At 67.7% G+C, this 23211-nt stretch carries 29 protein-coding genes; 1 reads left to right on the forward strand and 28 read right to left on the reverse strand.

The genetic code is table 11. From position 1 onward, the window contains the following. Positions 1-286 precede the first annotated feature (286 nt). Entirely contained in the window at positions 287-484 is a 198-nt protein-coding gene (locus OEW28_RS18555) for a hypothetical protein (RefSeq protein WP_263736292.1), read from the forward strand. 4 nt (positions 485-488) lie between these two features. Here OEW28_RS18555 and OEW28_RS18560 read toward each other — a convergent pair whose 3' ends face one another. From OEW28_RS18560 to OEW28_RS18695, 28 genes are all read right to left on the reverse strand, one after another. Continuing rightward, a complete protein-coding gene (locus OEW28_RS18560; RefSeq protein WP_263736293.1) occupies positions 489-851 on the reverse strand; it encodes a GNAT family N-acetyltransferase in 363 nt (120 codons plus the stop codon). A gap of 964 nt (positions 852-1815) precedes the next feature. Beyond that, a complete protein-coding gene (locus tag OEW28_RS18565) occupies positions 1816-1983 on the reverse strand; it encodes a hypothetical protein (RefSeq protein ID WP_263736294.1) in 168 nt (55 codons plus the stop codon). Positions 1984-1994: 11 nt separating this feature from the next. Then, the gene (locus OEW28_RS18570; protein WP_263736295.1) at positions 1995-2264 is read right to left on the reverse strand and encodes a hypothetical protein; all 270 of its coding nucleotides are present in this window, start codon (positions 2262-2264) and stop codon (positions 1995-1997) included. 125 nt (positions 2265-2389) lie between these two features. Then, positions 2390-2551, reverse strand: a complete 162-nt coding sequence (locus OEW28_RS18575; protein ID WP_263736296.1) for a hypothetical protein — start codon at positions 2549-2551, stop codon at positions 2390-2392. Positions 2552-2558: 7 nt separating this feature from the next. Beyond that, positions 2559-2795 carry a hypothetical protein gene (locus OEW28_RS18580; RefSeq protein WP_263736297.1) on the reverse strand — a complete coding sequence of 79 codons (237 nt, stop codon included), beginning with the start codon at positions 2793-2795 and terminating at the stop codon, positions 2559-2561. Further along, entirely contained in the window at positions 2788-2997 is a 210-nt protein-coding gene (locus tag OEW28_RS18585; RefSeq protein WP_263736298.1) for a DUF7940 domain-containing protein, read from the reverse strand. Before OEW28_RS18585 ends, OEW28_RS18580 begins: the two co-directional genes overlap by 8 nt. Position 2998: 1 nt before the next feature. Continuing rightward, on the reverse strand, positions 2999-3730 hold the full coding sequence (locus tag OEW28_RS18590; protein WP_263736299.1) for a lysozyme family protein: 732 nt from the start codon (positions 3728-3730) through the stop codon (positions 2999-3001). Beyond that, on the reverse strand, positions 3727-3864 hold the full coding sequence (locus OEW28_RS18595) for a hypothetical protein (protein WP_263736300.1): 138 nt from the start codon (positions 3862-3864) through the stop codon (positions 3727-3729). Before OEW28_RS18595 ends, OEW28_RS18590 begins: the two co-directional genes overlap by 4 nt. Beyond that, positions 3848-4192 carry a hypothetical protein gene (locus OEW28_RS18600; protein ID WP_263736301.1) on the reverse strand — a complete coding sequence of 115 codons (345 nt, stop codon included), beginning with the start codon at positions 4190-4192 and terminating at the stop codon, positions 3848-3850. The genes OEW28_RS18595 and OEW28_RS18600 overlap by 17 nt, the downstream gene beginning before the upstream one ends. Continuing rightward, positions 4192-4569, reverse strand: coding sequence for a hypothetical protein (locus OEW28_RS18605; RefSeq protein WP_263736302.1), 378 nt, complete (start codon positions 4567-4569; stop codon positions 4192-4194). Before OEW28_RS18605 ends, OEW28_RS18600 begins: the two co-directional genes overlap by 1 nt. Further along, positions 4570-6951: a hypothetical protein gene (locus OEW28_RS18610; RefSeq protein ID WP_263736303.1), complete on the reverse strand. Its 2382-nt coding sequence runs from the start codon at positions 6949-6951 to the stop codon at positions 4570-4572. It lies immediately after the preceding gene. Between the two features lie 22 nt (positions 6952-6973). After that, a complete protein-coding gene (locus OEW28_RS18615) occupies positions 6974-7435 on the reverse strand; it encodes a hypothetical protein (protein WP_263736304.1) in 462 nt (153 codons plus the stop codon). Positions 7436-7526: 91 nt separating this feature from the next. Continuing rightward, complete coding sequence (locus tag OEW28_RS18620; protein ID WP_263736305.1) at positions 7527-8642, reverse strand: glycine-rich domain-containing protein; 1116 nt, start codon at positions 8640-8642, stop codon at positions 7527-7529. Next, on the reverse strand, positions 8642-11287 hold the full coding sequence (locus OEW28_RS18625; RefSeq protein WP_263736306.1) for a phage tail protein: 2646 nt from the start codon (positions 11285-11287) through the stop codon (positions 8642-8644). Before OEW28_RS18625 ends, OEW28_RS18620 begins: the two co-directional genes overlap by 1 nt. Then, positions 11284-11676: a C40 family peptidase gene (locus tag OEW28_RS18630; RefSeq protein WP_263736307.1), complete on the reverse strand. Its 393-nt coding sequence runs from the start codon at positions 11674-11676 to the stop codon at positions 11284-11286. Before OEW28_RS18630 ends, OEW28_RS18625 begins: the two co-directional genes overlap by 4 nt. Next, positions 11673-12182 carry a DUF1833 domain-containing protein gene (locus OEW28_RS18635; RefSeq protein ID WP_263736308.1) on the reverse strand — a complete coding sequence of 170 codons (510 nt, stop codon included), beginning with the start codon at positions 12180-12182 and terminating at the stop codon, positions 11673-11675. The genes OEW28_RS18630 and OEW28_RS18635 overlap by 4 nt, the downstream gene beginning before the upstream one ends. Continuing rightward, a complete protein-coding gene (locus OEW28_RS18640) occupies positions 12182-13063 on the reverse strand; it encodes a hypothetical protein (protein ID WP_263736309.1) in 882 nt (293 codons plus the stop codon). Before OEW28_RS18640 ends, OEW28_RS18635 begins: the two co-directional genes overlap by 1 nt. A gap of 26 nt (positions 13064-13089) precedes the next feature. Beyond that, the gene (locus OEW28_RS18645; RefSeq protein WP_263736310.1) at positions 13090-14403 is read right to left on the reverse strand and encodes a hypothetical protein; all 1314 of its coding nucleotides are present in this window, start codon (positions 14401-14403) and stop codon (positions 13090-13092) included. After that, complete coding sequence (locus OEW28_RS18650; protein ID WP_263736311.1) at positions 14403-16241, reverse strand: hypothetical protein; 1839 nt, start codon at positions 16239-16241, stop codon at positions 14403-14405. The genes OEW28_RS18645 and OEW28_RS18650 overlap by 1 nt, the downstream gene beginning before the upstream one ends. A 1-nt stretch (position 16242) precedes the next feature. Continuing rightward, positions 16243-16479, reverse strand: a complete 237-nt coding sequence (locus tag OEW28_RS18655) for a DUF7697 family protein (protein WP_263736312.1) — start codon at positions 16477-16479, stop codon at positions 16243-16245. Next, positions 16476-16907 carry a hypothetical protein gene (locus tag OEW28_RS18660; protein WP_263736313.1) on the reverse strand — a complete coding sequence of 144 codons (432 nt, stop codon included), beginning with the start codon at positions 16905-16907 and terminating at the stop codon, positions 16476-16478. The genes OEW28_RS18655 and OEW28_RS18660 overlap by 4 nt, the downstream gene beginning before the upstream one ends. Further along, entirely contained in the window at positions 16907-17845 is a 939-nt protein-coding gene (locus OEW28_RS18665) for a phage tail tube protein (RefSeq protein WP_263736314.1), read from the reverse strand. Before OEW28_RS18665 ends, OEW28_RS18660 begins: the two co-directional genes overlap by 1 nt. A gap of 12 nt (positions 17846-17857) precedes the next feature. Further along, positions 17858-18298, reverse strand: coding sequence for an acyl-CoA transferase (locus OEW28_RS18670; RefSeq protein WP_263736315.1), 441 nt, complete (start codon positions 18296-18298; stop codon positions 17858-17860). Beyond that, entirely contained in the window at positions 18298-18921 is a 624-nt protein-coding gene (locus OEW28_RS18675) for a DUF6441 family protein (protein ID WP_263736316.1), read from the reverse strand. Before OEW28_RS18675 ends, OEW28_RS18670 begins: the two co-directional genes overlap by 1 nt. Further along, on the reverse strand, positions 18918-19232 hold the full coding sequence (locus OEW28_RS18680) for a head-tail joining protein (protein WP_263736317.1): 315 nt from the start codon (positions 19230-19232) through the stop codon (positions 18918-18920). The genes OEW28_RS18675 and OEW28_RS18680 overlap by 4 nt, the downstream gene beginning before the upstream one ends. Positions 19233-19246: 14 nt before the next feature. Beyond that, complete coding sequence (locus OEW28_RS18685; protein ID WP_263736318.1) at positions 19247-19582, reverse strand: DUF2190 family protein; 336 nt, start codon at positions 19580-19582, stop codon at positions 19247-19249. Positions 19583-19652: 70 nt separating this feature from the next. Further along, positions 19653-21683, reverse strand: a complete 2031-nt coding sequence (locus tag OEW28_RS18690; protein WP_263736319.1) for a prohead protease/major capsid protein fusion protein — start codon at positions 21681-21683, stop codon at positions 19653-19655. Between the two features lie 6 nt (positions 21684-21689). Beyond that, positions 21690-23210 carry a phage portal protein gene (locus tag OEW28_RS18695; protein WP_263736320.1) on the reverse strand — a complete coding sequence of 507 codons (1521 nt, stop codon included), beginning with the start codon at positions 23208-23210 and terminating at the stop codon, positions 21690-21692. Position 23211: the final 1 nt, after the last annotated feature.

Raw genomic sequence — 23211 nt, forward strand, 5'->3', positions numbered from 1 at the left:
AGCTTCCCAAGCTTACGACGAGGGTTCGATTCCCTTCACCCGCTCCAAGAGAAACCCCCGTAACCATCTGATAATAAAGACGTTTTTGCGGTGATATCCGCGACAGTCACAACCGCGATAACCTGAACAAATGGACAACAACGGACAAAACCGGCCAGAAAGTCCCGATGAGTCCCGAGAAAAGTCCCGAAGCGGTTCGCGCCCTGTTCCCCCCTTCACGAAGAAGCCCGCCGCGCGGGATCCGTCCCGCCAGGTCGTCCGGTGGGAGGTCAGGTGCGGCGGTTGGGTGATCGGAATCGCGCACTACGAACTGCACAGCAATGCTGAACCCGATCGGCGCTGGTGCTGGTTCAGTTTCCTGATCGGTGGGGATCGCGGCAGAGTCGCCACCGAAGAGGCAGCTCTGGCATCTCTGAAGGCCGCTGCAATCGACTGCATCGAGGTGCACGGCGAACTGGTATTTCCGGGGCAGGCCTACAGGTAAATCGTCAGCCCACAAGATCCTTGATGGTCCAGATCGGCAAGATCATCAGCGGGTTCCGCTCCTCCTCTGGCGCGGGCGCGAAGCCCAGACGCTCATAGAAGGCCGTAGTTCTGTCGTTCAGGGAGCGCAGCGCAACGCCATAGATCGGGACGATATCGGAAACTGCGGACGCCTTCTTGAGCGCGTCCATAAGCATATGGGTCCCGAGCCCCTTGCACTGGAATAGACGATGGGTTGCGACCCACTCCAGGTAGAAGAACGGCGCCCCATCCTTCCACTTGTCCCTCTGATCGTGCTGAAGCTTGTCCTGCTTCTGATGATTCAGTGAAACGCTATAGAATCCGATACCCTCGGATCCCTCGCTCAATCTGGCGACGCTCACGCGCGCGCGGCCGGCGCCATGCAGCTTGAAGGACTTGTCCTTGGCCCAATGATCAATACCAGGTTCGCTACAGCAAAAATGTCGAAGACAGCTCTTCGATTTAATGGGCGTTATGCAGACGCGCTGCAGGTCGAGCTGCGGCTCTTGGGGCGGCATCAGTGTTCTTCTTGTATCGATCAAACGCCTTGCGGAGCTCCGGCGTTACACCACCGGTCTCCCTATATACTTTGCGGCAGAAATCATACGCCTCTTTCTCGGAGGCGAAGCTTGCAGGCTTTTTCTTCACCGGCGCCCACTGGGCGAACAGCTTTTGAAGAGCGACAAACATGGCTATGGGCCTACCTAAACAGAAGTCACAATTTGCGAATGAACTTTCGCAGCCTCTTCACTTTTCTACTTGACTCACGAAAACTTCGCAAATCACGAGTTCGAGGCACTATTTCACCAAATGTGGATCAGCGACCCGAACGAATCGCAGTTTCCCCAGATGTTGTGTCTACCCTCTGAGGAAAATTTTGATGTGCATTGGCGGCGAAGCCTTGATGTGCATCTAGACTGAGTCGCGCAGGTTGTCCTGGAAACTCCGCAGCTCTCCGTCACTCGGCTTGCGATTGAAGGCAGCCAGCAAGTCCACTTAAGCCGGTCCCGCGCAAGCCTGACGATGGCCGCGCGGGTCAACTCCACCTCGAAGACAAGCGCCCCGCTTTCATAGCAGCGCAGGACCCCGTCGGTGAAGGTGACAAACTTCATCGCCAGAACCACCGGCCTATCAGCCGCCACTTCGGCCAGCGGATCACATGGGATCGCCGTCTCACATCGCCTCGCCGATCTGACCGCGCCAGTTCGTTCCGACGGCCGCCACACAGGCCGTTCCGCTTGGCGTAACCGCGATCGCCGTCTAGATCGCCGTCGCATCGTCGCGAACATCGCGCACCGCATCTCAGCGCTCCTATCTGGATTTGCCGGCCGGAGCCGACATGAACTTGCGCGCCTGATGCCAGCTGTCCCAGAATATGCCCGCCGCTGCGACGAACTGCTCTCGGGTCATTCCTTCGCCGCTCCCCGCGCGCGCGGCGGCGAGTAGGTGATCGGCGGCGTCTTTCTGTTCCTCGGCCACGGCCTCGCTCCTCAGTTGGACAGCACGAAGGGCGGAACCCAAACGCGCTTGGGACCGAAACCCTCGGTCAGAAACTCGGTAGCGGGCCACTCCGAGACCTCGGCGGTTTCGCCCTCGGTGTAGCGAGTAAACACCTTTCCGCCCTCGACCTTCACCACCTCGTAGACCTCAAGGTCCGCGCGCGAGGTGGTGTAAAGGTGGCCAGCCTCGGGCGCCCATTCGAGGCCCTGATAGAAGCGCAGGGCCATTGCCTCCAGCTTCTGCTTCTCGGTCAATTTCATGCGTTCGCTCCTATCTGGACCCGTCTACGTACAATGACGTACAACGGCGTAGTTGACATCGACACGCCCGCCTTATCGACGCAGCAGCCGCCACCGGGGCCAGCGCAGGACGCGCGAGCGGCCCCTCACCCTTGCCACCACGCGCCGGGGCAGTGCCCGCGTCCGTAGGCGTTCTGCACGTCGATCCGGACCGCCGCAGGGCGATCCGTGCGAACGATCTGCGCGGCGGTTTCAGGCGCGAACGTGATCGGCCCTGTCACCACGTCGCAGAAGCTCCCCGGCTGCATCGCGCAGTTAGCGGCGAGTAAGGCGATCGACAAGGCCAGCGTCGTCCTGGGTCTCGGCGTCATGTTCCAGCTCCTCTCGCTTGGTGATGGTCTGCAGGCGGCGCTTGACCGCCTGCGTCTCGCGCTTGCGATCGCGATCCGCACCGCCTTTCAGGTAGGCGGTCGCGATCGCCGCGACGGCCGCGCCCGCGGCGACCAGGTACGGCCAAAGCCCCCCAAGCAGCCCGAAGATCAGGTCAAGCATCGGTCCCCCCCTGTTTCACCATGCGGCCCAATCCGCCCGCGATCAGGATCGCGACAGTCAGCCATGGAACCAGCGACGGCGGCATTTCCGCCTTCAGGTCCGGCGGCAGGTTCAGCCACGTGATCTGCAGCGCAGACGCGGCCGCCATTGATTGCATCGAGAACCAGCGCCATGCGCGGCCCGCGTCGTCGACCAGTCTCATCTCAGCCTCCGCAGATGATGGAAATGATGGGCAACGCGCAGAGCGATGCCTTGACGCCCGCCCACCACAGCGCCAGGGCGGCGGCGGCAGCGGCCAGGACGGCGCCAGCCGTCGTCGTGGCGCGCGGGGCCGACTTCGGCCGCGGTGGCGCAGCCTGCGGCGTGGGGACGATGTTCGGGCGGGTTTCGCGGATCGCCCGCACCACGCGCAGGAATTCGTCCGTCGATGTCAGCGCCTTGTTCAGCCCGTCGCCGCTGTAGTAGGACGCGCCGGCCGGGACGGTCCATTTCTTGACGACCTTGCCGGCGGCGTTGCGCTTGACGCGCTCGACCGGCGTGACGACGGGCAGCGACGCCCATTCCATCGCCAGCGCATTGCAGAAGCGTTCGGCCGACCATTTGCCCGACAGGTAGCTGTCCAGGCCACGGCCCCGCATAAGTTCGTCCGCCAGCGCATCCTGCGTTCGCGCATCGAACAGCGCGTCTGGATCAGCCTTGCCGTGGCTGACCATCGCGCGCAGCGTGTCTTCCATGATCTGATAGGCCCCCGCGGCCTCGGACGGATAGCGCGCGTCGATCCTGTCCTGCCATGCCAGCACCTCGCGGACCTTCATCTGCGTCAGCGGGCGCGGCGGCAGGTCTTTTGCCTTGATGCCGCCATAGACCTGGTTGTAGCCCTTCGGCGCTTCGTGCCGCCGGATATAGGCTCGAAGCGGCGCCAGTTCTGCGCTCATCGCACGGTCCTTTCGATGACAATGGTTCCGATCCAGCCCCAGCAGTCGGTCTGCGTGGCCCCGGTCAGGTAGGATGCCGCCATCAGCAGCACGATGGCCCAGACGCGCGCCTCGCGCTTAATGCGCGTCGTCATTGTCGGCCTCCCGGCGCTTGCGATCAAAGACGTCCATGATCAGGCCCGACAGGCTGACGCCGGCCATCCCGACGATGAAGGCGCCCAGGCCAGCCGCGTCACCGACCGGCGCGATCTTGCCGATCGTCGGCTCAAGGATCGGCGTCGTCAGGGGGCCAAGGAACATCGCGCAGATGCCGCCGACGATCATGGTCACGACGCCCTCCGCCAGGCTGTGCCGCAGTGTCAGCCAGCGCACCACGCCGCCCAGCCCGCCAGCGATCACGGCCTTTCCCGGATCGGTGGAAAACCAGGCGATGATGGCATCCAGTATCGAAGACCTGGTCATCAGAACGCCCCCCCCACGATCAGGCTGAAGGTGCCCTCGTCCGGGGCGATCAGCGTCATCGATGAGGGGAAGTCGACCTTGACCAGACCCTCGAACGTGCCGGGCTCATCGATGTCGGCCGCGACGGGCTGCCACACGATCACGCCATCGACCGGCGACAGCGTGACGCTGCCCTGCCCCGGCACGGAATAGATCCCGTCGGCGATGGCGGCGGGCTTGCCGTTGACCTTCGGCGTTCCGCTGGCCCCAGCCGCGCGAAGCGACACGCGCGCATTCGTGGCCCCGGTCAGATCGATCGACCGGCCATGACGATCGGTGAGCTGGATGAACAGCGGAATCCCCACGGACTCCGCCTTGCGATAGAATGTGGCGCTCATTTACCCTCCGAAGGCTCTGACGCGGATCGGCCCCGCGTGGTCGTTTGTGTCGATTGCGGTGGCGTATTGCCGGACAAGGACGCGGCCGGACGGAAAGGCGACCCCGGCCTCGACCGCGGCGGCGAAATCCCTCGCCCCGATCAGCGTGGCGGCGAACCCGCCCCGCGTCGCGGCACCCAGGATGACGACGGCGGGCGCCTGGCCTTGCCCCGCGCCCGCCCCGGCGCCAGCCAGCACATCCGCCCCCGCGCCGATGCCCGGCGCAGAACCCGCGCCAGTCGCGCCACCCTCTCCGGGCTGCGCCTCGGCGGCGACCTCCGCTGACGGTGCGGCGCCGGAACCTGTCGCCGTGCCGGATCCCGGCGCGCTTGTCGCGGCGGTCGTGACGGATGGATCCAGACCCGCCCCGTCAGCGGCGCCGGCCAGCGGCGACAGACTGACATTGCCGTCGGCCGAAACGCTCGGGACATGCCCCTGCCCTGCCGCGGCCCCCGACCCGGCCGCGACGGCGGCACCGGCCGAAACGCCGGGCGCGGATCCCGATCCATCGGCCGACCCGGCGCCGGGCGCGATGGATGCGCCACCGCCCGCCGATATCGCCGGCGCCTGACCCTGCCCATCGGCGGACCCGGAACCGGGGCTGGCGGTTGCGTCCGCCGACAGGTCCGCAGCCTGTCCCGTGCCGGCCGCCGTGCCGGTTCCGGCCTGGCTGTCTGCGCCACCCCCGGCGGCAACCGCAGGCGCGGACCCCTCGCCCGATGCCGCACCAGTCGTCGGCGCCACCCCGGAACCCGCGGAAACGGCGGGATCGGCCCCCTGTCCAGACGCCGCGCCGGAGGCGGGCAGCAGGTCAGCATTGCTTCCCGCCGAAACCGACGGCGCCTGCCCCTGTCCGTCGGCCGATCCCGCGCCGGGTGCCGCACCCGACCCCGCAGAAACCGCCGGCGCGCTGCCGGACGCGGCCGCGCCGCCTGCGCCAGGGGCCGCGTCGGCGCCCGCGGCAACGCCGGGCGCCTGCCCCTGCCCGGTCGCGCTGCCAGCGCCGGACGCTGTGGCGCCGGCGGCAGTGGGCGTGGGGGACGCCCCCGCCCCGCTCGCGGACCCGGCGCCCGGCGTCAGGGCCGCATCGCCAGAGGCGGCCGCGACGGTCAATGGGACGGTGACGATCCGGCTGTGCGCCGTCGCCGCGTTCCAGGATGCGGATGACGTCGTTTCGCCGCCCTTGGGCGAGATCTGCGCATGGACGGCGGACACCCACACGCTTTCGTTGACGACCCTCTGGTCGATCTCGGTCCAGCCAGCGCGCGGCGCGACATCGGTAATGGTGGGCGCGGAATATGCGTCGCCAAGCGCCGTCAGGGCGATCTGGTAGTCGTTCGCCCCGACAGCGGCCGTGCTGTCCGAAATGCTGGCCGCTTCGCCCCCATCCGCCGATACATCTGCGGATCCGATCGCGACAGTTGCCCCGGCCGATGGTTCGATCTCGAAGATCGTGTATGCGTAACTGTCGGCCGCATACGGAAGGGTGAGCGTCACCGGGCCGGTGCCGCCACCCGTCGCCGGAGAATACCAGAGGTGAAAGAAGTCGAATTCAGGCGACGCCTCAACGCTTCCCGCCGCAAGCTTCGACCACGTTTGCCCGGCACCGGACACGCCGATGTCGGACGCCGTTGCCTGCGTCGCGACTGCCGTGAACTCCAGCCACACGATGACGGGACGGCCCGCCGTCACCGTGATCGACGACGTGGCGATCGATGAGGCATTCGACGCGGACGCCGCGCCCGTCAGAAGGTTCGCAGCCGCCTCGACACCCCCCGTCCCGACGGCTGGCGCTGCCCCCTGCCCGGTCGCGGACCCCGCCCCCGGCGTGGCCGTGGCATCCACCGACGCGGGCGCGTCGGGCGTTTCCACCTCGATCCAGGACACGCCCGCGCCGCGCCTGTTGGACGGGCTGCCCCCGCCCCCCGTGGCGACGAACCTGACGCGCAGGTCGCTCCAGTCCGTGACGACCGAGGCCGCGAAGGTAAAGCTGCGCGCGGTCCAGGACCCGGCCAGCGTATGCACCCCGGACGATGCGATGACCGTCGTGCCCTGCACAAGCTGCACGTCCAGCTGGACCGCCGTGCCGCTTCCCGACAGCGCGGTGCCGTTCAACTGCGCGTCGCGGTAGCGGACCGTGCAGGTGCCGCTTCCCGGCGTCGCGGCCGGGTTCGACAGCCCCAGTTCGCAGCCCGAGCCGTTCGGGTTGTTTCCGGAATAGGCGAAATCCGTGTTCGATGCGGTGGCTTCGTCGAGGTTCTGCCAGATGTTCGGCGCCGCCGTGGGCGTGCCCGCCCACGACGACGTCGCGACATCGCTGTCAGGTCTCAGAAACTGCGCCATCCCAGGCCCGCCCCGTCAGAGATCAGGAACCGGAGGCCGTGATCTGGTAGACGCCGCTGGCGTTGATCGTGATCGACAGCGTCCCGGACGTGGTGGAGACCGAGCCGCCGCCGGTGTCGAGGTCTACGAAAGCAACGACCAGGTCACCCGCCGCCAGCGCGCCGTTCGCATCCGCATCCCGCACGATGACCGCGTATTTCGCGGTGATGGTCGAGCTGGTCCAGGACTGATCGTCACAGTCGATGGTTACGACAAGGCCAGACCGGGTGACCGTGACCGTCAGCAGCTTGCCGTGGGTCGAATAACCGCCGCCCGCAGCGACCTCGTTCGCGGAAATATCCGACCAGGTATCGTGCAGGCTCTGGTCCGGCGTATAGCCGGATGTGACCAAGACCATGCGGAAGGTGTCGGTGTCGCAGTCGATGCCGCCTTTCAGGATCTGTTCGAGCGCGTTGCCGAACATCCGCCAGTTTCCTGCTGCCATGAGAGCCTCCTTTGCTCATCTGTTCGGGCAAGATCGCCCCATCCCCGGCGCCGCGTCGGCGCCCGGGCAAACGTCAGTCGTTGCGTTGAAATCAGGCGCCCATGATCCAGACGCGGCACTCGCCGCGGGCGCCATTGCCGGCGTCCCAGGTGCTGCCGCCGCCGCCGCCGCCGCCAGGGGCGGACCCGGACGTCGGGACGGGCGACCCGTCACCGCCATCGCCGCCGTTGCCGCCGTGCAGGCTGACGCCGCCATCGCCGCCGGCCGTGTCGGTTCCACCGCCGCCGCCGCCGAAGACCGCCTTGCCGCTGTTGCCGCCGCCGCCGCCCCAGATCGTGCCGGCGCGGCCCGCGTTGACGCCGATGCCGCCGTCGGCCCCGCCGACCGCGCCACCCAACCCCGTCGTGCCGCCCGCGGTGCCGGTTGTCCCAGCCTCAAGCTCGCCGCCGCCGCCGCCGCCACGCCCCTGTCCGGCGGCGTTCCCGGCGCCGCCGCCGCCGCCATAGGCGGTCAGCAGCGCGCCGAAGGTCGAATTGCCGCCCGCGGTGCCGGCGCCATTGCTTCCGGTGCGCCCAAGGCCGCCCTGGCCGATGGTGACGCTGACCGTCGATGGCAGGTCCGCGGCGCGGAACGCGCGCCGGACGTAGCCGCCGCCGCCGCCGCCGCCGGTTCCGGACGCCGAGGAAGATCCGCGGCCACCGCCGCCGCCGCCGCCCCAAAGCTCCACCACGACCATCTGGTCATCGGCGATGCCCGCGGGCTTGGTCCATGTCCCGGAGGCCGTGAATGCCTGGTAGCTGGCCGCGACCCCGCCGGCGGCGGTGCCGCCGACTTCGGTCAGGATGCGGAACGACCCGCCGACATATTCGATCATCGACCGCAGGCCGGACGACAGGTCGCCCGCCACCAGCGCCGCGCCGCTCTTGTCCAGGACCGCCAGCGCCGATCCGCCGTTGATCGCCAACGTCACGGCGCCGGTATTCGCCGCGCCCCATGTCAGCGTGAAGCGCATGCCATCCGCGAACCCGCCCGCGTCAAGCGCGGGGTCAAGCGCCGCGGTGACCGCATCGCCGGTCCCGCCGACCGATGTCAGCGGAAAACAGGACGCGTCGTAGATCGTGTCGACATGTCCGGCGTATTGGTCAAGAAAGTCATCCCCGGCGATGTCGCCGACGGTGGCGGATGAATAACGGTCGCGGCTTGCCATCAGGTCCAGATCTCCGGTGCTTCGTCGACCAGCGTGATGCTGGCGGAAAAATCGGCGCGCGGGCGGATCGCGAAGACCACCGCGCGCATGTATTCGCGGCCCAGCGGACCCACCGTGGCCAGCAGCCCGTCGGCAAGACCCGTGGGCGACATCGCCGCCGCAAGTTCCAGCCGCGCGCTGTCGCCCGTGGCATTCGCCAGCGCCTGCGTCGTCACGGATCCGTCCGACAGGCGGATCGCCGCGCCGCTCTTGCGCCCGATCGCGCGCATGCTGGTGATCGCGTGCAGGTCGGTGACCGCGTGAAAATCCGGCTCGTTCTGGACCGGCACGGACTCGTCCAGCCAGATCGCCGCGATGTCACCGCTGCCGTCATATTCCCAGTCGACGATCCGGCCCGCACCCGCCTGCGCGGTCAGCATGTCATGCTGCACCCCGACCAGGTCGCCGCGGCGGCAGACGATCGCCTCGGCCGGCGCGTCGAGTTCGTAGAAGGTGCCGCGGCTGTCCGGCTGCGCCTGGTCATAGGCGGCCCGCGCGATCACGTCGGCCTCGGACACCAGCCCCTCGTAGGTCACCTGCTCGATCCGCGCGCTGTCGTCCGACGCGCCCTTGCGGAACACGGTGATCTGGCGCGCCTCGTAGTCACGCGCGGCGTCACGGAAGGTCACGCGGAATCCATCCGGCACCCGGGCGAAGGCCTTGGTCCAGCGGAACCCCCGGCTGTTGCGCGGCGTGAATATCTGCACCGGCCCCTCGGCCGACCGGTCATAGTCGCGCGTGACGCCCCAGATTTCCGCCATGTAGGGCTTCGCGTAGCCGCAGCTGGCGACGATCCGGGCGGCATCGTCGACCGTGCGGCCCTCGATGATGGCGTTGCAGCTGTAGCCCAGCGTGGTGCAGGCCGCGCGCCAGGCGACAAGGCCCGCATCGTCGATCAGGCCCAGCGGAACCGGATCGACGTTTTCGGCGCCGACGTAGATGTCGCGCAGGTGCGGCGCGGGATTGTCCGTGACGACCCAGTCGCGCCAGCCCGTCCCGTCCCAGTCGCGCACCCAGCCCCCGGCCCTGCAGCTCACGCGCTCCAGCTGCCGGTTGCGCGCCTTAATCGCGATCAGCGCAAGGCCGCTCGCGGGTGCCGGGTGTTCGTTCCAGACGCTCGCGGACCGCGCCAGGTAGACCGTGTCGCTGACGCCCTCCTTCGAGAACGGGATCTTCGCCGGTGACCCCTGGTAGCCGAACAGGTCCCAGACCGTGCCCGACACCGTGTAGGCGCTCGACGACCAGTCCGACTGCCGGATCGGCGCGCCGCGCTGGATCTCGATCTCGTATCTGCCCTTGGGAAAGGTCGCGGTGTCGAGGTATATCTGCACCTCGTGCCGATCCATGATGACGTGATCGACCGCCGTCGACGCAAGGTTCGCCGCGGTCAGGTAGTCATCGCCTGCGCCATCGTCGAAATAGGGATGCGCGGTCCAGTCATCCTGGACCGGATCGACCGTCTGGCCGGGCGCGGTGATCCGCGCCTCGACCCAGCCCTCGGTCTGGGACGCGCCGGGCGTGGTCGTGGCGTCGTCGCTCCAGATCAGCCGGATCGAGGCCCGCAGCTGACCGATCTTGCCGGCCTGGTAATGCAGCTCCGGCAGGTCGATCCAGGTATCCTCGCCGATCTCGCGCAGGCGCAGTCGGAAGGGGACACGCATCGCGACGGGCGGATCGGCATTCTTGAACAGCCCCTGCGGCAGAACCAGGTGCAGCATCTGTTCGTCCGGCGCGTCGCGCGTCGCGACGACCTGCTTCTGCGGCAGCGCCGACGCGGTGCTGCCCGTCGCGCTTTCCAGCGTGCGGTTGTCGCTGTCCGCCACGACATGACCGCGCAGCTCCGCCTGCAGCGCCTCGGTCCGCGCCTGCCGGCGCACCAGCGACAGCGGACGGTCACCGGGCCACCCTTCGCGCAGCTCGTAGTCGATGTCGGTCAGCGACGTCAGCGGCGCGGCGCCGACGCGGATGTCCTCCAGCCGGTGCGGCCCGGCCAGGCAGTAGACCGCCTCGACGATTTCGTCCTGCCCGCTGAAATAGACCAGCGGCTCGGTCGCGAGCGGCGGGAAAATCTTCATCTCGCCCACGACGCGCGGCACCGACCCGTTCGGTTCCAGCACGTTGCCCTCGGCCGAGGCGGACCCCGGATCGGTCCGCTTCTTGCCTTCCTCGATCGTCGGCGGCGGGATCAGCGCCGACAGAAGCAGCGACGCGGCCAGCGACACCGCCCCGGCCAGGAACATCGCACTGAGCGAGTTCTTCGCGAACAGGCCGCCGGCCGTCACGAACTTGCCCGCCATGATGTTGCCCGTGGCGACGGTGATCGCGATCGAGGCGACCAGCTGCAGGATCTGCTTGCCGCCGTCTTCGCCGCCCATCGGGCGGTCGTGAAACGTGACCTCGGTCACGGCGGCGGCCTTTGGCCGGATCAGACCCCAGGCGGCGCGCGGCACCGGATGCCCGTTCAGGCAGATCGTGCCGCGCGCGTCGAAATCGTCGGGCAGGCCGCGCATTCGCGCGCGCATCCCGGCCAGCGACTCGCCCTCCGGCAGGCGCCGCACGACCGGCGCGAAACTGAACGGCTCGCGATAGACGGCAAGGATGGTCACGCCTGGTATCTCCTGAATCCCGCGATCCGCCCGCGGACGCTGTGATGGGTGATCGGCACCACGACGGCATGGCTTGCGGCTTCCACATGCAGCATCCGCGTCGCATCGATCATCACGCCGACATGCACGATGGCGGCGCGGCCAGACCCGCTGCGCATGATCGCCACGTCGAATTGCGCGGGCGCGCTCACGGCGGCCCATGTCTCGCCCAGCTGCGCGCGCCCCATGGTGCGGGCGATCCGCGCAAGGTCGCGCGCCGATATCTCGCCATAGGTCGGCAGCGCGATCCCGCGCCGCTCGGCAAAGACGCGCACGACCAGCGACCAGCACGTCACCTCGCCCCGCCCCTCGCCGAAGGGCAGGCCCACGTAGGCATCCCACCAGTTCACCGGAACAGCCCCGGGCAGCGCGACTGCGTGGCCGAAATGCCGGGCCACTGTTCCTGGGTATAGTCGCGCAGGAAGACCCGCGCCGTGATCTCGACCACGTCCGCCGAAACGTCGACCAGCTCGAAGTGCTGGAAGGCATAGATCGTCGCGGGCGTCCCGGTGGCGACGCGCGGCTCCTGCGTCAGGTCGAAATCGGCCGACGACAGCACCGACAGGCCGATGATCGCCCGCTCGGGCGTCGACCGGATCGCCTCACCCACGCGGCGGTCGGTATTCTGCACCCGGATCTGCGTCGCAGGCGGGCCGTCTTCGTCCGTCACGGCCGTGACCTCGAACGGCAGGCCGATGTAGGTTTCGCCATTCCAGACGTAGTCGATCACGTCGCTGACCACGCGGATGGGCTCGGCCAGGTTCGCATGCGTGATCGTCATGAAGGCCAGAAGCGCATCGGGCGAACTTTCCCGCTCAAGACCAGCGCGGACGGCGGCAGGGATCGTGCGCGGCATCAGATCAACCCTTCCCGAACGGCGATGTTGTAGGCCATCGTCTTGCCGACGCAGTTGGCATAGGCTTCTGACCAGTGTGTCCCGTCATAGCGTTCGGATCCGGCTGACCAGCGCCCGTTGCCGTCCACGGTCAGCGTGTTGAACGGGCTTCCGACGTCATTTGCGTTCTGGAAACAACACCAGATGTTCGCGTTCTCTGCGGCCATCTGCGCGGTCCTGACAGTTGGATAGGCATAGGCGGCTTCATTAGCCGTCACCGCTGCCTGATCGACGCCGATGACCCCCGCGCGGACGAAGTAAAGGCGTGTTGCCCCATGATTGGCTGCGAACCAGTCGTACATGTCGCCCATGGAACCGGTGACGCGGCTCGACGACATGGTGGCCGAATTGATCAGCGCGCCTTCCTCGTGCCAACTGTCTACCTCGATCACCCATGTCTGCGTGACGGTCAGGCCGCACAGATCGCTCAGGGCGTCGGTGGAGTTGGGCAGGATGGTCGAGCGGTTTTCACCGGCCCAGGACGGAATGACGGTCAGGTTCCCGGCATTCAGCGGCGCAGCAAAGTCCCAATTCGCATCCGACCGTCCCTCAACGGTCACGGCGGTCCCGTTGTAGCCCATCGGCACCCAGACCGTGCGCAGCCCGGTCAGGGCGTAGAGTTCATTCGCAAACGGCACATGCCAGCCCCATCCGCCGAGTTTGTTGTAAGCCTTGGACATGGGGCCGATCTGCGTCACGGTGTCGGACTTGTAGCAAAGCCACGCCTTGCCCGCCGCCGTCGCGCCATCCGTGGCCCCGCCTGCCCCGCCATGGGACAGGCTGTCCCCAACGACGATGATGCGGATCGCTGGAACGCCCGCGTTGCCGATGCTGGCGTTCAATCGTGCTATCTGTGCGGCGCGCGTCATCAAAGCCCCGAGAAGGACATGGAATTGATCTTCAGCGCCGCCCGGTTGTTGGCATGGAGCGCGCCGTTCGGCAGGTAGCCGCCGATGCAGGCATTGTTGTAGCTGACGTCCTGGCCAGAAAGATCAGCCGCAGCGCCGGACAGGATCGGCGAGGTCACGACAGTGCCACCGGAATACGCGCCCCAGTCCACCCATATCTGGTTCAACTCAAGTGACACGGACAGCTTGAACCGCGCATTGTCGGCGATCGTGGTCGCGGCCTCGACGTTCAGGATCACCACGTTGGCCGCGTTCCGCGCCTCCACCCTCACGCGGCCGGCCGCGGTAACGTAAACCATCAACCGGCCATTCCCGCTTGTCGGCTGGAACGAGAACAGGATCGGGTTGTTCGCGATGTTGGTGACTTCGCCATCATAGATCATCTGCACCGCATGGGTGCGGGCGAGCGTCCCAAGGTCGCCGCCGATGTTGACCATGGCGTCACCGACCGCCGACACCGCCTGACCGCTCACAAGGTCGAAACGCGCCCCCGCGCTCAGCGCCGCAAGGTCATACCCGGACCCACCCGGCGCGAGGTTCGGCGCGGTCAGGATCTCGGACCCCGAAAGCGTCGATCCCGCTGCGTTGCCGAAGTCATAGGCAGCGGTGAATGCCGCATAGGGATCGACCAGGTCGCCCAGGCGATAGCCGACGATCTTCGCGACGCCACCCGGCGCCGTTGCGGGCACATCACCGGCGAAGACGGAATGATCCAGCTCCTCGGTCACCGCGCCACCCGTCGCGGTCGTGTAAAGGTCGAACTGCCCCGTCACCGCGGCGACGGCCGCCGCCGTCGTCCTGACGCCGTCGACACCGAAGACCCCGTTCTCGTAATCGGCGACCACGTAGGGCAGCCGCAGATCGCCCGTGGCCGTGGCGTAGGGCGCATACCAGATCGCCCCCGGCATCTTCATCAGCGTCAGCGTCAGGTCGTTCCATCCGGCCTGCTTCGCGGTCAGGACATAGGGCTGCCGCCCGTCGCCCAGGACCTTCCACAGACCCAGATCCTGCGTGACGGGATCGCGCATCGCGAACCGGTTCACGCCGCGCCCCAGATCGCCCGCGAAGAACGCCATGAACGCCGCGCGGGCCGCGTTCGACAGGTTGGGATAGGTCGCGCTGTAAACCTCCATGTCGGCGGTCGTGCGCGCACGCTCGATCGGCGGGCCGTATTCGGCCTCGAACTGCACGCGCGCCTCGGTCGGACCGCCGACCCAGGCGCCGCGGCGCGGCGTCTGCGGAAGGCTCGCGGGCCAGATCGGAGGAAGGGCCATCAGCGTTTCACCGGGTTCGGGCGGGCGCCGTAGCGGCCCTGCATGGACTTGTCATAGTTTCCGCGCGCCATCTGTTCGCCGACGATGACGCGGACCATCTCGCGGCCGTCAGGCCCCTGCGATCGCTCCGCCCGCGCGGGCGCGCCGGAATAGTTCTGGACGACGACGCTGGTGCCGCCCATGCCGCCACCCTTGGTGTGGTCGGTCACGGTTTCGTTCGGGTGCAGCATGGCCAGGTATCCGCCCTTCCCGTCCAGGCCGCCGCTGCGTGTCCCGGTCCCCGTGAACCCGCCGCCGTCGAAGCTTGGCAGCGGGATCACGCCGCCAGCGCCGAAGGTGCCCGGAAAGGACATGGCCAGCTGCTTGAACAGGGCCATCTGCAGCAGCTGCTCGCCCAGCTGGCGCAACGCCTCTTTCGGATCATCGAACAGGCCGGTGAAGGCGGTCTGGATCGCGCTGGCCGCGCGCTGCGCCATGCCATCCGTGCGGCCCAGCTGCTCCTGCAGCTCCCTCAGACCGCGGTCGACGACATCCTGCGTGACGATGTCGGGAAACAGCCGGTGCAGCTCGTTGATGCGCTCGACTTCCTGGGCGTATTTCTCGGCCGAACTGCGCGTGGCCTCGTACAGCCTCTGCGCCTCGGCAAGGCCGGCATTCGCCTTTCCGCCACCCTTCGTCGTCACCCTCACATTGTTGTTCTCGTCAAGCGCCGGGCCCTCATAGACGAAGGGCTTGGCCCCATCGCTCATGAACTGGCGCGGATCGCCGCCACGGCCACCATATTGCTTGTTGCCCCGATCATAGGCCGCCTGCGCCAGCCGCTGCGCCTCTGCGGCGTTCACAGCGGCCGTTCCCAGGTTCGCCGCGAAGTCGGCCGACGCCTGGACAAGATCGTTCAGCTTGTCGAGCATCTGGGGAAAGATCGCGTCGACCGCCTCTGCCGATCCGAACACGCTGATCAGTTCATCCGCGAACTTCCGGGCAGCCTCTGCCGTTTCGTCGACCGGTGCCTCACGCAACCGCGCGGCGGCCTCTGCGACACGCTGCGCCGCTTCGGCCGAGACGCCCCATTCCTCGGCAAGGTCACTCACACCGTCCTGCACGCGCGACAGCGTGGCGATGTAGGCGTCGTTGACCTCGATCTGGCGGCGGATCTCGGCTTCGGCCTCGGACAGCGGCTCGGCCAGCTGCAGCTTCTCGCGCAGGATGTCACCCTTCTCGATCAGCGCATCCAGGCCCACCTCAAGCGCGGCGACGCCCACCGCGGAATTGATCCTGGTGTCGCCCTGCAGCGCCTCGTTCGCGATCGCATCCGCGCTGGATCCGATCGACTTTGAGGCGCGCGCCGTATCGACGGCGGCCTGGATTTCGCGCAGGCGCAGGATCTCGTCGGCAAGGTCGCTGTAATCCTGCCGCAGCTCGCCGATGGGCGTGCGCGCCTCCTTCGTCGCCTTGACATAGGCGGTCATGGACTTTTCCAGGTCCTGCATCTTGTCGTCGAGGTCCTTGGCCTCTTCGCCGGTTCCGAAGATGGCCGGGATCAGCGCCGCCAGCGCCGCGACACCGGCACCGGCCAGCGCCCCGAACAGGCCGAAACCACCCAGAAGCTGTGGCAACTGCTGCGCCAGCGCCCGCGTCGCCGAGGTGCCCGACGACACCTGGACGAAGAAGTCGCCGACCTGGAACGCGGCATTCTGCAACTGCGGCCCCATCCGGGCGCTGCTGTCGCGCACCCCGTCGAAGGCGCGCTTCCCCTCGCGGCCGATCTCGGTGAACTCGGCCTTCATCTTGTCGGCGCCAACCGCCTGGAACTTTACCGAGACCCGCTTTTCCGCCATGTCAGTCGTCCCTCGCCTCTATCATCGCTCGCATCGCCGCCTGCTCGATCTCGGGCAGGACCTCGGCGACCAGCGCCGCGTCGATGCCCATGGCGCCGGCCAGCGCCAGCGCCGCCGTCATGTCCCATCCGATGGGAACTGGCGGGGCCATCCCCCCGCCGGTGAACCGGATCTGCCCGCCCAGCGACAGGACCAGCCGCCAAAGCTGCCAGCCTTCCGCCGTCTGCGGCCGGTTCACGATTCTTGGGCACTCCGCGCAGAGCGAAACGCAGTTTGGGCAGTAGCTTCCGCCCCGGCCGAAATGCCATTCGGCGAGGGCGATGATGCGTTTTTTTCGCGCTGCAACTCCAGGTAGGGCCACAGCACGCGGGCGTTGAACGCCTCGCACATCAGGTGCAGGTCGATCAGGGCGTCGACCGCCGCCTCCGACACGCCGATCGGGTTCTCGTCCTCATCGCCGACACCGTCCCAGTCGATGACCACGCGCCGCGCGATCGCCTTGGTCAGCGCGACGCTGACGACGCCGGGATCAAGACCCTCGGGAAGCGCGGCGATGTCGGACCGCGCCGCCACCATCACGGAACTGGTCACCGGGCTGACCTGGACGCGGACACCCCGCGCCAGGTCGACCCACTCAGGCGCGCGGTTGATCTTCAGCCTCAGCATCAGTAGCTCGCCTTGTCGTTGACCAGGACGGCGGTCGCCATCCGCGCCGGGCTGGTATCCAGCGCGCCCTGCCAGTCGAATGTCACCTGCACGCCGCCGGGCCCCTCGATCGGCGTCTTCGGGCGCGACAGGTAGACCGCATGCGCCGTCAGGGTGAAGCTCTCGCCGCCCGGCGCCGTGTAGCCGAAGGCCAGTTCGCAGGGCGTGCCAGCGATCGCGTCGTCCAGCAGCGTCGTCGAGGCAAAGCGCGTGGTGATCCGGCCGCGCAGGCTTGCCAGCCCTTCGTCCGCGCCATCGATCTTGCCGTCGGCGCGGATCGTTTCGACCGGGTCGAGGTTGTTGGAATAGGTGATCTCCGCATCGACGATATTGCCAAGCGCAGACCCGTTGCGCGTGATGGATCCCTGGAAGTGGCCGAAGCGCACCAGGTTCAGCGACGACGGCGTTCCGGCGTTCGAAGACGTGGCGGTGTCTTCCCCCTGCGCGATCAGCCGCGCGGTGCCGGTCAGAAGCCCCGACCGCTGCATGCGCCAGGACAGTTCGTTCAGTTTCACGCCCGCATACATCGCGTAATGCGGCACGTCCGGCATGCCGACCTCGATCGCCATGGACGGGATCGCCCATCCGCCCGAGTTGAACGTGTGGGTGTAGGGGCCCGTGCCCGTGGTCACCGGCGCGCCGAAGGCGGCCTTCAGCCAGAAGCCAAGCGCCTCTGCGTCCATCGGCACGGTCAGATCGCCGCCCGCGGTAATCGCGTCCAGGATCGGGGCCAGCGGATCGCGGCCCATGCCCAGCAGTTCGCTGTCCAGAAGCGGCTGTTCGGCGCCAAGGTCAGATGCCGCGAAGGGCATCAGGGTGTAACCGCTCGCCGGCGCCGTGCCGTACGTCGATTCATAGGCGAGCGCGAGCTGCGTCCGCGCCCCACGTTGACGTGCCATGTGGATGTCTCCTTAAACCAGGGGATCGGATGTCGAATAGTGAAGGACGACCGCGATGGTCGCGGCCTTGATCGCGGCGCCGCCGGTGACCGGCAGGTCCTGCGGTTCCGGCGCTTCCGCCTCGGCCCACAGGACGGCGCCACCCAGCGTTCGGTTTGCGGCGATCACCGCACCGACCGCCGCGACAAGGTCATCGAACGCCGTCGCGCGCGCGTCGTCGTCCGCGTCCTGCGCGTAGATCTCGATCTCGGCGCGGTGTTCGTAGTGATAGGCCAGCGGCGACATCGTCACCTCGGGCTCGCCCGGCTGACCGTCGCGCAGGATGACCAGCCCGTCTGCGGATATCTCCGTGGGCACCGGCGCGCCGCGCTCGATGCCGATCGCAAGACCCCCAAGGCCAAGCTGCAGCGCCGCATGCAGCGCCGCCAGCGCCGTCTCTCGCTTCGTTGCCATCACTCACCCTGCCAGTTTTTCACGATCCGCGAGGGCAGCAGCGCATGCACCGCGTTCGCCGCCTTGAACAGATCCAGCCGCTTTTTCAGTTTGACCTGCGGCACCAGGATGAAGATCGGCACCGTCCTGTTCTTGAAGCCGCGCTTCTTGGGGGCTCCGAAGGCGGGCGCATGTCCCTGCCGAAGCGTTCCGTCATCGACCAGAAGCGCCGAGCGGCCGCTGCGATAGACGAAGCGCAGGCGCCGGCCGGTGCGGTTTTCCCATTCGCCCGGCGTGATCCGTCCCCTCCGACCGCGACCCGCCGAGGGTGTCGGGATCGCAAGCCAGAAGCCGCTCGACGACCTGATCAGCGCACCGCGTTCATGCGCGTCCATGATCTTCGGCGCCTTGGTGTAGACCAGGGCGGCGGCGCGCAGGCTCGAGCCGCTGGTCGGAAAGGTCTTGTTGCGCACCGCGTTCGCCAGCCGTGAACCCAGACCCGCGCTTGCAACCTGCCCGCGCCAGATCGACTTCAGCGACGCGCCGGCCTGCTTCATCGCAAGCGTCACGGCACGCTCGCCGCTGCGCACTTCGGACGCCATCATGTCTTCGATCTTGCCGTCGATGCGTATGTCCAGCCTCATGCCGGCACCATCTCGCAGGTCCAGACCAGGCGCTCGCGGTCACGCCGCGGCGCGCCCCGCACGACCAGAACCTCTGTGCCGATCTGCACCCTGTCGCGCGCGCCAGGGGCGGCGATCTCGCTTGCGCGCACGTCGATGATGGTCGTCTCGGACAGGATCTGCGCCGCGCCGAACTCGGTGATTTCATCCGGCGCCTTGCGGATGACCCGGCAGGACACGGGCGTTGTTGACCCGTATGGCGTCCACAGGGCATCCGCCGCCATGTTCGGATCGGCGAAGATCCTGTCGATGGCGGCGGACATGGCACTCATGACGCGGCCTGGCCTCAGAACGCGCCGTTCAGCCGCACGCGGCCGGTGGTTTCGCCCGCGCCGGATCCGACCGCCGCGACCGCGACACCGATCAGCGTGTTCGACGTCGAAACCGTGGTGCAATACTTGTTGGTATTGTCCCAGTAGATTTTCGCGCCGACGGTCCAGGCCTGCGATCCGACCTTCAGAAGGTCGAAGACGCCGGTGGTCTGGAACTCGCCTTCCGCGCCGTTGTCGACGTCGCCGCAGGCAACGCCGAAGATCGACCCGACCAGCGCACCAAGGCCGGAGGTCACCGCGTAGGGGGCCGTAAGGGTGATCACGTCACCCGCCTGTACGAAGTTTTTCATGGGGGAGTCTCCCGAGATCAGGAATGGATGCGGCGCGCCCCGATCGGGCGCGCCATCAGGTCATGGCGCCTTACGCGCCGGGGTTCTTCGACATGCCGAGCCAGTCGATCGCGGCGGCGGCGAAGTCGTGGCGCGCCTTGATCTCCATGCCGTCGACGTCGAAACCCATGCGGGTCTCGGTGAAGACGCCATCCTGTCCGTCCAGGTAGGCGTATTCGACCGTGTCGATGCGGTTCGGATCAGCCGCCAGGAACCACGGATCGTTGCCCGCCGCCGGGATCAGGCGCGGCTCCTCGACGACCTGCAGGCGGTTCGCGAAGGTGTTGACGTCGGCCGTGCTGGCCGGCGTCGTCGCGGTGACCTGCTTGCGGGCTTCGACCGAACGCGCACCGGGCGGCACGATGATGTATTGCGGCATGACCTTGATCGGGCGCGCCTCGATCCCCTTCTGGCTGCCGAAGGCGCGGTATGCCGCCGCAAGCGAGGTTTCCGAGATCGTGGCACCGGTAAGCAGGTTGCCGTGGTTGGCGTGGAACAGCGCCGTGCCATCCGACATCGCCGGGTTTCCGGTCAGGATCGCGTAGACGGTGTCGGACTCGAGGTCCGCAGCTGCGGCGCCGAAGGCTTCCGGGATGCGGGTGAAGGCGTCCAGATCGTCGTTGACGATGGTCTGACGCGTCAGCGCCATGATGCGACCATAGGTCACGAGCGAGTAGGTTTCCTTCTTCTCGCCCATCGTGCCGTACTTGAACTCGCCGCTCTCGTTGACCTTCAGCAGATCAGGCGCGCCGCCGAGCTTGTTGCGGCTGACCGGCTTGAAGTCTGCGATGGTGGCGCGACGGGCCCAGGCCGTGAAGGTCTTCGGCGCCGACTCGTAGGCCGAGCGCATCGACTTGTTCGCGACGTTCGCCAGGATGTTCGGGAAGTCCGAGGTCGAGTGCATCCCGGCCGAGCGCATCTGGAACGCGGCGCCGGCCAGCTCCAGCTTCGACATGCCGCGCGTCGAGACACCGCGGCGTTCCAGCGCATCGCGGGCCATGTCGATCAGCGACATGCCGCGGAACTCGCGCCCGGCGTCGGTCAGCTTGTTCACGTTCGGACGGGACCGGTGCAGGATCGCTTCGGACACCGCGTCGCGGTAGCCCGCCTCGCGGGCGCCGTCACCGCGCGCCTGCGCCGGCGCGATCTCGGACTGACCGGCCTTCGGGCTGCGCTCGACAAGAGCATCCAGGATCGCGGCGCGCGCCTGGTCGAGGGTCTTGCCCTCCTCGATCAGCTTGTCGCCGAAGTCCTGGTCAAGGCCGTGCTGACGCACGAGCTTGGTGATGGCCAGGCCGCGCTCGCGCTCGGCCGAAACCGCCTTGGTGCTGTCCGCAGGCTGCGGCGCAGGCTGCTGGGTCGGGGCAGTCCGGGTTTCGGTCTGCGCCGTGGTCGGATCGGTTTCAGCGCCGACCGCCGCCTTCGTCTTGTCAGTCATGGTGGTTCCTTTCAGGGAAGCCGCGGCTGCGGCGGTTTGGTCCTGCCGGATCAGGACGCACGGACTCAGCGCCATGCCCGGGGCGACCTCTTTGGCCGACCGGATTTGCGCACCGGCATCGGCGGGCATGGCGACCGCCGAAATCTCGTAGGGTTCCCAGTCGACGGCGCGCCACAGTTCACGCTCGCCGCTAGCCTTGGTGATCTCGTACTTGTGGACCCGGTACCCGACCGAAACGTGGCGCACCGTCTTCTCCAGGATGCGATGCACGATGTCCGCCGCGTCTGGCGCCGAGGTCAGCTTGATCCGCGCCGACCCCTGCCCGTTCTCGATCCGCACCGAGCCGGGAACGACCGATCCGATGACGCTTTCCAGGCTGTAGGACATGTGCGAGTCCAGGAACGGCGCACCGGCATTCAACCGGTCCAGGCGCACGGCGGCCTCGGAGACGATCAGCTCCTCGTCATACTCGACGATGTCGTCCCAGCCCTCCCAGCGATACCGCTGCACGGTCGCGCCGGTCGTCCAGATGATGTCGATCTCGCGCGCGTCGGCGTCGATCGTGTCGGGCAATACGTCGGCCCGCCGCCCGATCAGGGGCAGCTGCGTCAGATCCTTCGGCATCAGATGTTACTCCGTGACGGTGTCGGCAGCGCCGACTGGTTTCGTTTCAGGCTGGGCGCTGCCCGCTTTCGCCACGCGGCGCGGATCGCTGTCGAAGACCAGCAACGCGGCGTCGGCCGCCTCCGCATCCTTGCGCCACTCGTCCAGGACCTCTTCCGGGTCGTAGCCGCGCGCGGCGATCTTCTGCGACCGGGTCGAAAACCCGGCCCGCACCTCTGCCAGGTCCGCGTCCGCGTCCTGCTTCGGATTGACGGATTCGAACCGCGGCGGCGCCCACTCGACGCCGATCGGGCCATCGCCCTCTGGCAGCAGGCCCTGCGTCCGGGCGGCCAGGATGAACCAGTCCCAGATCGGCTGGCACAGCATCGGAATGATGCACTGCCACTGCAGCTGGTCGACCATGCGGCGGAACTCGTTCAGGCCTGCCCGGTTCGACGAAAAGTTCGACTGGCTGAAGTCCCCCGTCATCAGTGCGTAGGGCACGCGAAATCCGGCCGCGATGATCATCAGCTGCGTCCGGCTCCACTCGGCGACGCCGCCCGCCGCCGCCGGCTGGCTGAACTCGATGCTCTGCGCGCCGGCCGTGTAGGCGACCATTCCCGGCGAAAACTCCTCGACCTTGTTTCCGGCCGCATCCTTCATCGACGGCGCCACCGTCTCGGCGCCCGCATCCTCGCCGATGACGACGCCCACGAGACAGGCCTCCGTCTTCTTGCGGACCATCTCGGCGCGATGCCAGTCACCGAAGTCGCGCAGGCCCCGCATCGCGGAAACGCCCCACGGCACGCCCCGGTTCTGGACGCGCTGGCGCTCGAACAGATGCACGACGCGGTCGGCCGGGATCCGCTCGGACTTCAGGCGGTTCCCGAACACGTTCGATGTGCCGCCCGGATGATCCGGGAACATGTGATAGGCCACGCGGCGACCGGCTGCATCGTACTCGATGCCCATGTCGATGCGCGGGCCGGTGACGCCGTAGCCGCGAAGGCCATCGTCAAGGTGATCGGCCTCTCGCAGCTCGATCTTCAGCGGCACGTCCTTTCCGGATCCGCGCGGCATGAAGCGCTGGATGCCAAGACACTCCCCGCCCTCGATCATCTCGCGCACGGCCAGAGCCTGCAGCCCGTAGAAATCCGTGTGGCCGTGCCAGTCGCAGGTCGCGGCGAAGCGCCGGAACAGCTCGTTGACCCTCTTGTCGGTCCGCTTGTTCCCGGTCTTCGCCCGCGGGCGGATGCCGGGACCGACGATGTTGTTGACCAGGACCTGGACGGCCTGCGCGGCCATCGGATCGTTGCGGACAAGGTCGCGCATCCTGGCGCGCAGGGCCGGTCCTGCGACCGAAACCTCGGCGTCAGCCGAAGACCCGGTGGCGGTCCACCCTTGCGTGCCCCGGCCGCGCGCGGCGCCATCGTAGCCGCGGCGCAGGAAGTCCAGCGCGACGCGCTGCGACAGGCGCTTGCGGGCAAGGCTGGGCGAAAACGGCTCGATCAGGCGTTCGACGAACCCAAAGGGGATGCGCTCTGTCATC

It is taken from the genome of Albidovulum marisflavi (assembly GCF_025751435.1).
Lineage (GTDB): Bacteria > Pseudomonadota > Alphaproteobacteria > Rhodobacterales > Rhodobacteraceae > Albidovulum > Albidovulum marisflavi.

Coding starts and splice junctions, on each gene's coding strand:
- OEW28_RS18570 (WP_263736295.1), bottom strand. CDS start 2,264: ATGAAATTGACCGAGAAGCAGAAGCTGGAGGCAATGGCCCTGCGCTTC.
- OEW28_RS18575 (WP_263736296.1), bottom strand. CDS start 2,551: ATGCAGCCGGGGAGCTTCTGCGACGTGGTGACAGGGCCGATCACGTTC.
- OEW28_RS18580 (WP_263736297.1), bottom strand. CDS start 2,795: ATGCTTGACCTGATCTTCGGGCTGCTTGGGGGGCTTTGGCCGTACCTG.
- OEW28_RS18585 (WP_263736298.1), bottom strand. CDS start 2,997: ATGAGACTGGTCGACGACGCGGGCCGCGCATGGCGCTGGTTCTCGATG.
- OEW28_RS18590 (WP_263736299.1), bottom strand. CDS start 3,730: ATGAGCGCAGAACTGGCGCCGCTTCGAGCCTATATCCGGCGGCACGAA.
- OEW28_RS18595 (WP_263736300.1), bottom strand. CDS start 3,864: ATGACGACGCGCATTAAGCGCGAGGCGCGCGTCTGGGCCATCGTGCTG.
- OEW28_RS18600 (WP_263736301.1), bottom strand. CDS start 4,192: ATGACCAGGTCTTCGATACTGGATGCCATCATCGCCTGGTTTTCCACC.
- OEW28_RS18605 (WP_263736302.1), bottom strand. CDS start 4,569: ATGAGCGCCACATTCTATCGCAAGGCGGAGTCCGTGGGGATTCCGCTG.
- OEW28_RS18610 (WP_263736303.1), bottom strand. CDS start 6,951: ATGGCGCAGTTTCTGAGACCTGACAGCGATGTCGCGACGTCGTCGTGG.
- OEW28_RS18615 (WP_263736304.1), bottom strand. CDS start 7,435: ATGGCAGCAGGAAACTGGCGGATGTTCGGCAACGCGCTCGAACAGATC.
- OEW28_RS18620 (WP_263736305.1), bottom strand. CDS start 8,642: ATGGCAAGCCGCGACCGTTATTCATCCGCCACCGTCGGCGACATCGCC.
- OEW28_RS18635 (WP_263736308.1), bottom strand. CDS start 12,182: ATGCCGCGCACGATCCCTGCCGCCGTCCGCGCTGGTCTTGAGCGGGAA.
- OEW28_RS18645 (WP_263736310.1), bottom strand. CDS start 14,403: ATGGCCCTTCCTCCGATCTGGCCCGCGAGCCTTCCGCAGACGCCGCGC.
- OEW28_RS18650 (WP_263736311.1), bottom strand. CDS start 16,241: ATGGCGGAAAAGCGGGTCTCGGTAAAGTTCCAGGCGGTTGGCGCCGAC.
- OEW28_RS18660 (WP_263736313.1), bottom strand. CDS start 16,907: ATGCTGAGGCTGAAGATCAACCGCGCGCCTGAGTGGGTCGACCTGGCG.
- OEW28_RS18665 (WP_263736314.1), bottom strand. CDS start 17,845: ATGGCACGTCAACGTGGGGCGCGGACGCAGCTCGCGCTCGCCTATGAA.
- OEW28_RS18670 (WP_263736315.1), bottom strand. CDS start 18,298: ATGGCAACGAAGCGAGAGACGGCGCTGGCGGCGCTGCATGCGGCGCTG.
- OEW28_RS18675 (WP_263736316.1), bottom strand. CDS start 18,921: ATGAGGCTGGACATACGCATCGACGGCAAGATCGAAGACATGATGGCG.
- OEW28_RS18680 (WP_263736317.1), bottom strand. CDS start 19,232: ATGAGTGCCATGTCCGCCGCCATCGACAGGATCTTCGCCGATCCGAAC.
- OEW28_RS18685 (WP_263736318.1), bottom strand. CDS start 19,582: ATGAAAAACTTCGTACAGGCGGGTGACGTGATCACCCTTACGGCCCCC.
- OEW28_RS18690 (WP_263736319.1), bottom strand. CDS start 21,683: ATGCCGAAGGATCTGACGCAGCTGCCCCTGATCGGGCGGCGGGCCGAC.
- OEW28_RS18695 (WP_263736320.1), bottom strand. CDS start 23,210: ATGACAGAGCGCATCCCCTTTGGGTTCGTCGAACGCCTGATCGAGCCG.